Source organism: Psychrobium sp. 1_MG-2023 (genome assembly GCF_030689115.1).
Taxonomy (GTDB): Bacteria; Pseudomonadota; Gammaproteobacteria; order Enterobacterales; family Psychrobiaceae; genus Psychrobium.
This window is the reverse complement of the sequence record NZ_JAUYVJ010000003.1, coordinates 145,795-157,894: the sequence shown is the minus strand read 5'-3', so window position 1 is coordinate 157,894 and position 12,100 is coordinate 145,795. Positions and strand designations below refer to the sequence as shown.

Annotated in this window: 9 protein-coding genes; 6 read left to right on the top strand and 3 right to left on the bottom strand. The window is 41.4% G+C overall.

What is annotated here, in order from left to right; all coding sequences use genetic code 11:
* The first annotated feature begins 10 nt into the window (after positions 1 to 10).
* The 6 genes from epd (at position 11) to Q8W26_RS02725 (ending at position 6,126) form a co-directional block, all read left to right on the top strand.
* Entirely contained in the window at positions 11 to 1,027 is a 1,017-nt protein-coding gene (gene epd / locus Q8W26_RS02750) for an erythrose-4-phosphate dehydrogenase (protein WP_305472189.1), read from the top strand.
* 35 nt (positions 1,028 to 1,062) lie between these two features.
* Positions 1,063 to 2,244 (top strand): phosphoglycerate kinase, encoded by a 1,182-nt coding sequence (locus Q8W26_RS02745; protein WP_101214498.1) that lies wholly within the window; start codon positions 1,063 to 1,065, stop codon positions 2,242 to 2,244.
* A 169-nt stretch (positions 2,245 to 2,413) separates the two neighbouring features.
* Positions 2,414 to 3,478: a class II fructose-bisphosphate aldolase gene (gene fba / locus Q8W26_RS02740; protein ID WP_101214499.1), complete on the top strand. Its 1,065-nt coding sequence runs from the start codon at positions 2,414 to 2,416 to the stop codon at positions 3,476 to 3,478.
* Between the two features lie 246 nt (positions 3,479 to 3,724).
* The gene (locus Q8W26_RS02735) at positions 3,725 to 4,555 is read left to right on the top strand and encodes a mechanosensitive ion channel family protein (protein ID WP_101214500.1); all 831 of its coding nucleotides are present in this window, start codon (positions 3,725 to 3,727) and stop codon (positions 4,553 to 4,555) included.
* Between the two features lies 1 nt (position 4,556).
* Positions 4,557 to 5,270, top strand: coding sequence for a YdiY family protein (locus Q8W26_RS02730; protein ID WP_305472187.1), 714 nt, complete (start codon positions 4,557 to 4,559; stop codon positions 5,268 to 5,270).
* A gap of 79 nt (positions 5,271 to 5,349) precedes the next feature.
* Positions 5,350 to 6,126: a YdiY family protein gene (locus Q8W26_RS02725; protein WP_305472186.1), complete on the top strand. Its 777-nt coding sequence runs from the start codon at positions 5,350 to 5,352 to the stop codon at positions 6,124 to 6,126.
* A 76-nt stretch (positions 6,127 to 6,202) separates the two neighbouring features.
* Here the strand turns inward: Q8W26_RS02725 and Q8W26_RS02720 are convergent, their stop codons facing one another.
* The 3 genes from Q8W26_RS02720 to srmB form a co-directional block, all read right to left on the bottom strand.
* Positions 6,203 to 9,337: an efflux RND transporter permease subunit gene (locus Q8W26_RS02720; protein WP_101214503.1), complete on the bottom strand. Its 3,135-nt coding sequence runs from the start codon at positions 9,335 to 9,337 to the stop codon at positions 6,203 to 6,205.
* Positions 9,337 to 10,521 (bottom strand): efflux RND transporter periplasmic adaptor subunit, encoded by a 1,185-nt coding sequence (locus Q8W26_RS02715; protein ID WP_305472185.1) that lies wholly within the window; start codon positions 10,519 to 10,521, stop codon positions 9,337 to 9,339. The genes Q8W26_RS02720 and Q8W26_RS02715 overlap by 1 nt, the downstream gene beginning before the upstream one ends.
* Before the next feature lie 245 nt (positions 10,522 to 10,766).
* A complete protein-coding gene (srmB, locus tag Q8W26_RS02710; protein WP_101214505.1) occupies positions 10,767 to 12,020 on the bottom strand; it encodes an ATP-dependent RNA helicase SrmB in 1,254 nt (417 codons plus the stop codon).
* Positions 12,021 to 12,100: the final 80 nt, after the last annotated feature.

The following is a 12,100-nucleotide window of genomic DNA, read 5'->3' as shown; positions in this document are numbered from 1 at the left end:
TGGTGGATTCATGTCGAAGTTAAGAGTCGCAATAAATGGTTATGGCCGTATTGGTCGAAGCGTTTTACGCGCCTTATATGAAGGTCAGTACAATAAAGAAATTGAAGTGGTAGCAATCAATGAATTAGCAGAGCCAACAGCGATGGCACATCTAACTCAGTTCGATAGTACCCACGGTCGCTTTCAGTTTCCGGTGAGTGTTGACAACCAAACCTTGATCGTGGCTGATGACCGCATCAAGTTATTTAATGTAGCTAAACCAAGTGACTTACCTTGGGCTGAGCTAGGTATTGATATTGTTCTGGAATGTAGTGGCGTCTTTTCTAGCCGTGATGATGCAAATGCACATATTAATGCGGGAGCGAAAAAGGTGTTGTTTAGTCAGCCAGCGGCACCAGATGTTGATAAAACAGTGATCTTTGGTGTGAATGAGAAGCTGCTGAGTAAAGACGATTTGATTGTGTCTAATGGATCGTGTACCACCAATTGTGTTGTACCTGTGATTGAAGCATTACATCGCCACTACACAATTAAGGGCGGTACTATTACCACGATTCATTCATCAATGAACGATCAACAAGTGATTGACGCTTATCATAGTGACTTGCGACGTACGCGCGCAGCAAGTCAGTCGATCATCCCCGTTGACACAAAATTAGCTCAAGGTGTTGAGCGGATTCTGCCGAGCCTAAAAGGCAAGATGGAAGCAATTTCTGTTCGTGTGCCAACAGTTAATGTCACCGCAATGGATTTAAGCGTTAGCGTTGAACACCGCGTTGATATCGATACCATCAATCGAATGTTAAAAAATGAAGCCAACAATGGCTTAGGCCAAGTACTTGATTATACCGAGATGCCGTTAGTGTCATGTGATTTTAATCATGATCCGCACTCCAGTATTGTTGATGGCACTCAGACCCGTGTTAGTGATGGTCACCTAGTAAAATTATTACTGTGGTGTGATAACGAATGGGGTTTTGCAAACAGAATGTTAGATACCAGCTTGGCGATGAGCCGAGCGGTTTAATTTTTATTAATTTAGATAATTTAAAAGGATAGTCAATGTCTGTGATCAAAATGACGGATTTATCATTAAGCAACCAACGTGTGCTAATTCGTGAAGATCTAAATGTACCTGTAAAGGATGGCAAGGTAACCTCTGATGCACGCTTACGTGCGGCGTTACCAACAATTAAACTGGCTTTAGAGCAAGGCGCTGCTGTGATGGTTATGTCGCATTTAGGTCGTCCGACTGAAGGTGAGTTTGATAGTGCCTATTCATTACAACCTGTAGTTGACTACCTTAATGACGCTCTAGACGTTAATGTTCGTTTAGTTTCTGATTACCTTAACGGTGTAGAAGTGGCGGCGGGTGAATTAGTTGTTTTTGAAAATGTTCGCTTTAATCAAGGCGAAAAGAAAAACGATGATGCATTAGCACAAAAGCTAGCTGCGTTATGTGATGTTTATGTCATGGACGCCTTTGGTACTGCCCATCGCGCGCAAGCATCAACACACGGTGTTGCTAAGTATGCTCCTGTGGCGTGTGCAGGCCCATTATTATCAGGTGAGCTTTCTGCGCTATCAAAAGCACTGGATAATCCTGCGCGCCCAATGGTTGCTATCGTTGGTGGCTCAAAGGTATCAACAAAACTTACTGTTTTAGAAAGTCTTTCTACGGTTGTTGATCAGCTGGTTGTCGGTGGTGGTATTGCTAACACCTTTATTGCAGCAGCGGATCATCAAGTAGGTAAATCATTGTATGAGGCAGACTTGATTGCTGATGCTAAGCAGCTCACAGCTAATGCCCAAGCTAATAACGGCGATATTCCAGTACCAACCGATGTTGTTGTGGCAACTGAGTTTGCAGAAACTGCAACTGCTACACTTAAGCCAGTAACTGAAGTTAATGATAACGAAATGATTTTCGATATCGGTCCTGACTCAGCGGCAGCGCTAGCAAGTATCTTAGAAAATGCCGGTACTATCGTATGGAATGGCCCAGTTGGTGTATTTGAGTTTGATCAATTTGGTGCAGGCACTGAAGCAATTGCTCGTGCCATTGCAAAATCAAAAGCTTTCTCAATTGCTGGTGGTGGTGACACATTAGCTGCGGTTGATAAATACGGTATTGCTGATGATGTATCTTATATCTCAACAGGTGGTGGTGCATTTTTAGAATTCTTAGAAGGTAAGAAATTACCAGCGGTTGAAATCTTAGAGCAACGAGCGGCTAAAGATTAATCTAAAGTTGACTAGATTCAACTAACTATCATCGATAAGCTGATGTACATCACTCGTAGTAAGTATGACATCAGCGACAATTGTTTTTCGGGGAGCAGGATTTTTTTAATTATCCTACTCTTTAATTTTAGGGCACTTTTTAGCCCACAATAGTGACAGGAACAAAACAATGGCTTTAATTTCATTGCGTCAACTTTTAGATCATGCAGCTGAGCACAGCTACGGGATCCCAGCGTTTAACGTCAATAACCTAGAGCAAATGCGTGCCATTATGGAAGCGGCCGATCGTACGGATAGCCCAGTAATTGTGCAAGCGTCTGCTGGTGCGCGCAAATACGCAGGTGCTCCGTTTTTAAAAGCGTTAATGAATGCTGCAATTGAAGAATTCCCACATATCCCTGTGTGTATTCATCAAGACCATGGTACGTCACCTGACGTATGTCAACGTTCAATTCAATTAGGCTTTTCATCAGTAATGATGGATGGCTCATTAAAAGCAGACGGTAAAACACCTTCTGATTATGATTACAATGTTGATGTAACTAAGCGTACTGTAGACTTCTCTCATGCTTGTGGTGTGTCAGTAGAAGGCGAAATCGGCTGTCTAGGCTCATTAGAAACAGGCATGGCTGGTGAAGAAGATGGTGTTGGTGCTGAAGGTATCTTGAGTCATGATCAAATGCTAACAAGCCCGGATGAAGCGGCAAGCTTTGTTAAAGCGACTAATTGTGATGCATTAGCTATTGCTATTGGTACATCACACGGTGCTTATAAGTTTACCCGTAAACCAACGGGTGATATTTTAGCGATTGATCGTATCAAAGAGATTCACGCACGTATCCCTAACACTCATTTAGTTATGCATGGTTCATCATCTGTGCCACAAGAGTGGTTAGCAGTAATCAATGAGTTTGGTGGAGAGATTCCAGAAACTTACGGTGTCCCTGTAGAAGAGATTGTTAAAGGGATTAAGTTTGGTGTGCGTAAAGTTAACATCGACACAGATTTACGTTTAGCTTCAACGGGGGCTATCCGTCGCTTTATGGCGCAAAATCCTTCAGAATTTGATCCGCGTAAATATTTCTCTGTAGCTCAAAAAGCCATGGAAGATATTTGTGTTGATCGTTACGAAGCTTTTGGTTGTGTTGGTATGGCAAGCAAGATTCAACCATTAACACTGGAACAAATGTTCCAACGCTACCTAACCGGTGAGTTAGACGCTAAAGTACTGTAATTGGTTGAACAACCATTGGGCTAAAGTGGCTTAATTTGAAGTCAATTTAGCTCTTGCATAAAAAGGCATGAAAAGTGCCTTTTTTTTCGCCCTAAATATGAACCTTTGCTTAACCATTCATGGTTCAAAAAAAAATCATTCAAATTAACTATTTTTACTAAATTTAGGTTGGATTTTTAGAAAAACTGGGTATGATGACGCCGATTTCGTCATATTATTGACGCCTAATAAACTAAGGAAACTATTATGGAAATGATTCAGCAGTGGTACAGCGACCACTCTAATACAATTATTAACTACGCGATCGCTTTTGCGGTAGCTGTTGTTATTTACTGGGTTGGTTCAAAGATTGCTAACGTTATCAGTAAAGGCATTGGCAAACTAATGGAAAAGCGCAAGCTAGACCCAATTATTGTTAGCTTTGTACAAAGTTTATCTTACGGTTTAATGATGGCGTTTGTGATCATCGCTGCATTAAGTCAGTTAGGTGTTCAAACTGCTTCATTTATCGCTATTATTGGTGCGGCTGGTTTAGCGGTTGGTCTTGCGCTACAAGGTTCGTTATCAAACTTTGCAGCTGGGGTATTAATCATTGCATTCCGTCCATTCAAATCAGGTGACTTCATTGAAGCGGCTGGTGAGTCAGGTATTGTTGAATCAATTAAATTATTCTCAACTATTATTCGCAGTGTTGATAACAAAGAAATTATCTTACCTAACTCTGCGATTGTTGGTTCGGCGATTATTAACTATTCTGCGCGTGAAACTCGACGTGTGGATATCGTTGTTGGTGTTAGCTACGACGCAGACATTAAACATGCAAAGCAAGTATTAACTGAAATTGTTGCTGCGCATAAATTAGTGTTAAAAGATGAAGAAGCAACTATTGCAGTCTCAGAACTCGCTGATAGCTCAGTGAATTTTGTCGTACGTCCTTGGGCTAAAACAGAAGATTACTGGACTGTATACTTTGACTTAATGGAAACGATTAAGATCCGTTTAGACGAAGAAAATATTGGTATTCCTTACCCACAAATGGATGTTCATATCCAAAACCAAGCGAACGCGGAAAAGTAACATGAAAACATTATTATCTAGCGTAGCGTTAGCTGCTGTAGTCGCGATGCCTGTTATGGCTGAAGAGCGAAGCTGGCAAGCAACCGCTGAGCTTGGCGGTACGATGACAACCGGTAACACTGAAACATCAACGTTAAAAGCTAAGGTTGATGCGACGCACACACTGGCGGAATGGAATAACAACTACTACGCAGACATTCTATACAGCGAAGATGCTGAAAAGAAAACGGCGTCGCGTTGGAAGTTGGGCGCGAAAGGTTCGTACATTATCGATGAAACGAGCAGTATGTTCATTTTAGGTGAACATGAGCAAGATAAGTTTAGCGACTACGATTCAGTGTCTAGTTTAGCTGGCGGTTACAGCAAGCGTTTATTTAAAACAGACACATCATTGCTTGATGGTGATATCGGTCCGGGTATTAAATACTTTGACGTTAATGGTGGCGATTCGGAACAGGTAGGTATTGTTCACTTAGGTTTATCGTATGAAAATACGTTATCAGAAACGTCTAAGTTCACTCAAATTCTTGTTAGTGATGTTGCACTAGAAAGCGATAAGTCGACATTGTCTCGCTCAGAGACTGCAATTACCGCAAACATCTTAGGCGAGCTTGCAATGAAAGTTGGATTGACTATTCGTCATGACAACAATGCGAGTGAAGATAAGAAAAGTGTTGATACTGAGACCACAATTACGCTACTTTACACTTTCTAGTTTCATCAAGTATCGTATATAATATAAACGCTAGCTGTGAGGCTAGCGTTTTTTTTTATTTGAGGAAAGAGTTTACCTAATGAAACGAGTTGTACTGTTTTTCGCGGCACCGATAACAGCGTTTTATTCACCAGTTTCTTTTGCTGAGAGCAAATTGGTTAAAAGCCAATATGTCGAGTCGGCTTTTGAAATTGAATCTAGTGACACAGATAAAGAGTGGGAGCTTGCGGCTGAAGTCGGCGGAAGTTTTACTACAGGTAATACTGAAACAAAGTCATTTAAGGCCAAACTAAAGGGCAGCCTTGGTTATGAATATGGTCGGATTACATATATCGCTCAATCTTATCGTAAGAAAGATAATGATGAAGTGAGTGCAAATCGTTGGAAAATCAGTTTAAAAAATAACTTACACTTCTCCGAGCATGCCAGTTCATTTGCGATTGCTGAATATGAGAAAGACCAATTTGCAGAACATAACTCAATCTCCTTATTTGCGGCAGGTTACACCCAACGGTTATACGATAATGAGTACATCCGATGGGATGCTGATATTGGTCCTGGTTATAATTTAAAAAAATTTGATGATCGTGATGAAAGCCAGCGTATTGCTCATATTGGCACTAATTTAAAAGTTAAATTTAGTGATCAATCTGAGTTTAGCCAAAAGGTTGTCGCTGACTTAGCTCTCGATCAAGATGCATCTGACATTATTCGCTCAGAAAGTGCATTAAGCACTAGCATTTTAGAAAATTTAAAAATGAAGTTAGCATTTGCTTTGAGGCGAGATAGTTTGCCTGGGGAAGGTAAAGAGAAAACGGATACAGAAACATCCGTCAGCTTGGTTTTTATTTTTTAACGATTATAGAAGTATATAGATACAAATTAAAAGGCCATAACACTGTTATGGCCTTTTGCTTGGTTACTTGTCTATATTAGCTTTGCAACGGCTTTGGATTATCACGGTAGATATTAGTGAACCGCCTCATGTGGCGTCTCATATCCGAGCCAATGACATACAGAGACGGCACTAAGAACAGGGTGATCACTGTTGAGAATAAAATACCAAAAGCGATGGAAGCGGCCATTGGGATTAAAATCTGTGCCTGTAAACTCGTTTCACTCATGATCGGGATTAAACCAAAGAAGGTTGTTAATGAAGTCAAGATAATCGCTCTAAAGCGGCTACAACCTGCATCGACCACGGATTCTTTAATCGAATGTCCCGCAGCACGTGCTTGATTAACATAATCAACCATGACGAGTGAATCATTCACCACGACCCCGATGAGAGCCACGATGCCAAAGAGTGATAATAGACTCAGTGATAAGCCCATAATAAAGTGGCCAAAAATCGCCCCGATCACGCCGAACGGAATGACCGACATAATAATGATTGGCTGACTGTATGATTTTAGCGGGATTGCCATCAAGGCATAGATAGCAAATAAGGCAAAGAATGCGCCCTTGGCTAAGCCCCAGACCGCTTCACCTTCTTCTTTCGCCTCTCCACTTAACTCAGAGCTCACATCAGGGTATTTGTTCAATAACTTCGGGATGTATTCTTTCTCTATATCACGGGTAACTTTACCTGGCTCGACTTTGTCTTTATTGACATTAGCGGTTACCGTAACAGAACGTTTACCATCGACGCGGGTAATGTTTGATAACCCTTCTCCTAACTCAATCGTTGCCACAGACGAGAAAGGGACTTCAGTACCGTTGCTAGTACGGATACGCATTTGCTCAAGGTGACCGATAGTGCGACGATCTTCTAATGGGTAACGAACCATTACTTTGATTTCTTCGGTGCCGCGTAAAATACGTTGCGCCTCAAAGCCGTAAAAACTCCAGCGAACCTGTTGGGCTAAATCTGATAGCGAAATCCCCAAGGCCTCAGCACTAGGTTTTATTGCCAGTTTAATTTCCTGACGACCCGACGATGCTGAGTCAGCAATATCAACTAAGCCTTCATATTCAGACAATGTTGCTTTCAGCTCTTTTGTTGCAGCATTTAATGACTCAAGATTTTTTCCTGTTAGCTTAAAGGCTATCGGATCACCACCACCCACACCGGTTGAGGCATTCATTGTTAATTTTTTTACTCCGGGTAATTCTGGAATATTGTCACGCCAAGCGTCTGCTATCTCTACACCATTAATTTCTCGATCTTCCCCTTTTTTAAGCTCAGCGAAAATGAAAATGTTGGTTTGAGAGTTCATGCTGACAAAGCTATGTTGTACGACATCATCACCATAGACTGATAATAGCTGTTGGTTGGTCTTGTATAGTGCATTCTCAATTTTTTGCGCCGTTGCTTTGGTGGTCTCTTCGGCAGTTGACTCTGTCATGTCAATATTTACTTGAATGAAGTCACTTGGAATATCTGGGAAGAAAACCCAACGAACTAAACCACCGCCCAGCAATGAACCGCAGACAAATAACAAACCGATAAAGCCAGCTAATACACTGTATCTAAAGTGGATAGCTCGTTGCAGTGTCGGGCGATAAAGGTTCTTGATAAAGTATTTTAATCCTTTATCAAACTTACCGCGGAATCGTTCAAGTACATTGGCCTTGTGTCCCGGTTTAGGGACTTTCATGTTCGCTAAATGCGAAGGCAAAATTAGCTTTGATTCCACTAAGGAGAACAGTAGACAAAGAATAACCACGTAGCCAATCGACTCGGTGAAAGCGCTCATTGGTCCTTCAACAAGCACCATTGGTATAAAGGCTGCGATAGTGGTTAAAACACCAAAGGTTGCAGGCATAGCGACGCGCTGCGCTCCTGTCACGACATTATCAAGGCTTTGGCCATTCTTTTCTATTTCACTATAAGCGCTCTCCCCAATGACGATGGCATCGTCGACGACGATTCCCAATACCATAATAAAAGCAAATAAGGTGATCATATTAATTGATAGGCCGAACATTCCTGTTGGCATAAATAATAATGTGCCAAGGAAACATACCGGTAGTCCCATCATTACCCAAAAGGCTAGGCGAATACGCATAAAGAGAGCAAGAATCAGAAAGACCAATAGCGCCCCTGAAAACATATTACTTAGCATTAAGTCGAGGCGACCTTGCAAGTAATAAGCAATATTACCCCAGATATCGAGTTTAATTTGAGTTGGTAATTCAAGTTTCTTTTCATCAATGTAACGATTTACTTGCTCTGAAATGTTGAGTGAGCTTTGATCGCCTACACTGAACACTTCAACCATGACTACTTCTTGGCCGTTAAAGCGGGTGTAATTTAGTCCTTCGGTAAAGCCATCATTGATGGATGCAATATCATCTAAGTAGACACGAGAACCATCAGCATTGGTTTTTACTACGATGTTGGAAAACTCGGTACCTGTATAGGCTTGCCCCTTAGTTCTTAATAATATATTTCCGTCGTGGGCCTTAATAGAACCGCCGGGTAAGTCAATCGAAGAGCGCTGAACCGCTTGTGCCACTTGTGCGAAAGTTAGACCGTATTCTTGAAGTTTGAATTCAGTGACTTCAATAGCGATTTCGTATTGTGGTACACCAATAACATCAGCTCGGGTGACGCCTGGTAAATTGGTGATTTCCTCACGAATATCTTTGGCGAGCTCTTTCATTTCATGTAAGGCGAGGTCACCATATACCGATACATATAAGATGTTTTCTTGGGGTTTTACACGGTAGATATTTGGCTTTTCGATGCTTTGTGGGAAAGTCGAGATGGCGTCTATCAGTAGTTTAACTTCATCAAGAACCTTATCGGCATCGTAACTAGTCTCGACTTCAATTTGAACTCGCCCAGCGCCTTCAGCAGCAATTGTTGTGACTTCTTTAATGCCCTCAACTTCTTTTATAGCTTCTTCGATTTTGATATTTATCCCTTCCTCAATCTCTTGAGGAGCAGCGCCTGGATAGGCCACGTTAATCGAAATAATATTGAGTTCAAAGCTTGGAAAAATCTTTTTATTGATGGTCATTGCGGTGAGTAAACCGCCGACTAAAATACAGATCATTAATAAATTGGCTGCGACGCTATTACGAGCAAACCAAGAAATTATCCCTTTTTTAGGATCCATTACTGCGCTCCTGTCTGGGCTAATTGCTCTTCGTTATCTACTTCTTCAATCGCAGCATCTGTACTTAAGCGTACAGGCATACCGTCATAGAGGTGTTCGATTTTAGTGACGGCAATTAAGTCACCTTGGTTTAAGCCAGCAGAAATATAAACATTATTTTTATCGCGTTTATACAGTGTCACAGGGCGTTCACGTAAAATATTATCGCTGTCGATGATTGATACTTTGCCATCGCGGTATAGGTAACTTGGAATAACTGCAATATTCTTTAACACTTGGCTTTGCATTTGGGCCTTCAAGAATGTACCAAATTTAAGCTTAGGTTGTTGTTGATAAGGGTTTTCTACTTCAGCGACTAGGTGAACCATGCGAGAGTCTTCATCGATAACACCTTCATCGCGGATAAGCTTTGCTGACCATTCAATAATTTTCCCACGCTCTTCACGGTGTAAAGTAATGGTCTGTGTTTCGCTGTTTTGTACTAGGAAGGCGTAATCTTCATTACTCACAGGCAAACGTATTTCACCGTGATTGATTGACGAAATACTACCAAGTCCAGCGCCTGTAGTGATGAATTGACCAAGGTCGATTTGACGTTGGTTTATTAAAGCATCATAAGGGGCAACGACTTTTGTTCGCTCAAGATTGCGTTCAGCGCGAGCTAATAACGCTTCAGCAGAACGAACGTTAGCTTGCTCACGCGCAAGTTGTGGTTTTCTTAAGCCAAGCTCTGGTGGCAAAATAGATTTTTCTTGTTTCCACTCTACTTCGGCTACTTTACCGCGCGCAATTTCTTCTTGCAATGCCGCTTGTGCTCTCACTAAGTTTGCTTGTGCTTCGATCAATGCCGCTTGGTAATCACTTGGGTCGATTTGGGCTAATACTGTGCCTTTTTTGGCAATACCACCACTGGCAAAACGCTCAGAAACGGAAATAATGCGACCACTTACTTCGGCAATAATTTGTGTTTGATGCTTAGGACGAAGTACGCCGTATGAGTTTAAAGATAATGGTTGGTCTTTTAACTCGACTGTGTAGGTATCAATTAACGGTGCTTTAACCTCTTGCTCTTTCTTTTCTGGTTGTTGTTTCATGCTGCTAATTGCGCCAGCGACAATAACAAAAAATAGTAAAATGAGTACGGGGATTAACACACGTAAAATACGTTTTGTGCGAGAAGGCATACCTGTTCCTTGGGGAAATAAATTAACAGGCGATAAAATAACAGATGAGATGTAAATACACTATGGGAAAAGATAAAACTTTGTATCAAAAGTGTAAAAAGGTATGTACGTTTGGGCCATGTCTAGGTGTTTGAAAGTGTGACGCCAAGAAGCTGTAATGCGTTTAGTGTTGGGGGCTTGTTGACAAAAAATCCAGTGACCGAATCGGTGCACTGGATTTTTCTCAAATAAACACGATTAGAAACTTAAGACTTCTTTTGTTTCTTTTTAACTTTCTTTAGTTGTTTCTTTGCTTTCGCTTTTTTCTGTGCCGTTGTTAGTTTCACTTTTTTCTTCTTTGATACTACGCGTGCTTCTTTATTTTTAGCGCGAAGGCCATCAATAGAACGGCGACGAATACGTTGGTCAGTATACCGTTCTATCTTACCTAACACTTTAACGTCATGTGCCTCAACAAGTGAAATAGCAATACCTTTTTTACCTGCACGACCGGTACGACCGATACGGTGAAGATAAACGTCACTAGTGTAAGGTAAGTCATAGTTAATGACGTGTGTAATATCATCGATATCCAAACCACGAGCAGCAACATCGGTAGCAACTAAGATATTTAGTTCACCTGTCTTAAAACGTTCTAACGACAAGTTACGTTTATCTTGTGCCATCTTGCCTTGGAGGTAACACACTTGAATATCTAAACTTTGCAATTTAGCAACAAGCTCTGCTAAACGTTCACGCGTTTTAACGAATACAATGGTACGCTCAAGCTCTTTAGAATTAAGTAAATGAGCTAATAATTGTTGTTTGTGCTCGATGTTGTCAGCTAAGTGAACCCATTGCACTATTTTTGCACTTTCTTTACGTGATGGGTTTGCATCAACGCGAATTGGGTCTTTTAAAACCGTAGCAACGAAGCGCTCTAAGCCTTTGCCTTCTAGCGTGGCTGAGTAAAGCATCGTTTGTAAACGCCAGCGAGCCTCATCGGCAACGCGCTCCATTTCATTGATGAATCCCATATCAAGCATACGGTCAGCTTCATCCATGATTAAGAATTCGATGCTGCGCATATCAAGCTGTTCAGAATCGATAAACTCCATTAAGCGCCCAGGTGTTGCGACTAAAACGTCAGAGTTTTTCTCGAGCATTTCTTCGTGTAGATCGTAATCAATACCGCCAGTGATACAGATTGGGTGCAGTGCTGTAAATTCTGTTAGGGCAAGGGCATATTCATGAACTTGGTTAGCTAACTCTCGCGTTGGTGTGATGATTAACACTCGTGGAGGTCCAGGTTTAACACGCGGAAAATCAATTAGATGCTGTAATGCGGGTAATAGGAACGCGGCAGTTTTACCCGTCCCTGTTGGTGCGCAGCCAAGAATATCACGTTGATCCATTGCCGCTGGAATAGCTTCTCGTTGGATCGTGGTAGGGGCTTGATAGCCCATTTTTGCTAACGCTTGATCAAGAGATGGATCTAAGTCTAATTCTTCAAAGCTCATGGTGTTTTGCATTCCTAAAAATAATTGGCTGTATTATACCTAGATTACAGCGACTTTTTGGATAAAAATTGTTTTATGTG

What these genes read in the sequence shown, in the direction of transcription:
- fba (WP_101214499.1), top strand. Translation starts at nt 2,414, where the DNA reads ATGGCTTTAATTTCATTGCGTCAACTTTTAGATCATGCAGCTGAGCAC.
- epd (WP_305472189.1), top strand. Translation starts at nt 11, where the DNA reads ATGTCGAAGTTAAGAGTCGCAATAAATGGTTATGGCCGTATTGGTCGA.
- Q8W26_RS02725 (WP_305472186.1), top strand. Translation starts at nt 5,350, where the DNA reads ATGAAACGAGTTGTACTGTTTTTCGCGGCACCGATAACAGCGTTTTAT.
- Q8W26_RS02735 (WP_101214500.1), top strand. Translation starts at nt 3,725, where the DNA reads ATGGAAATGATTCAGCAGTGGTACAGCGACCACTCTAATACAATTATT.
- Q8W26_RS02745 (WP_101214498.1), top strand. Translation starts at nt 1,063, where the DNA reads ATGTCTGTGATCAAAATGACGGATTTATCATTAAGCAACCAACGTGTG.
- srmB (WP_101214505.1), bottom strand. Translation starts at nt 12,020, where the DNA reads ATGAGCTTTGAAGAATTAGACTTAGATCCATCTCTTGATCAAGCGTTA.
- Q8W26_RS02715 (WP_305472185.1), bottom strand. Translation starts at nt 10,521, where the DNA reads ATGCCTTCTCGCACAAAACGTATTTTACGTGTGTTAATCCCCGTACTC.
- Q8W26_RS02730 (WP_305472187.1), top strand. Translation starts at nt 4,557, where the DNA reads ATGAAAACATTATTATCTAGCGTAGCGTTAGCTGCTGTAGTCGCGATG.
- Q8W26_RS02720 (WP_101214503.1), bottom strand. Translation starts at nt 9,337, where the DNA reads ATGGATCCTAAAAAAGGGATAATTTCTTGGTTTGCTCGTAATAGCGTC.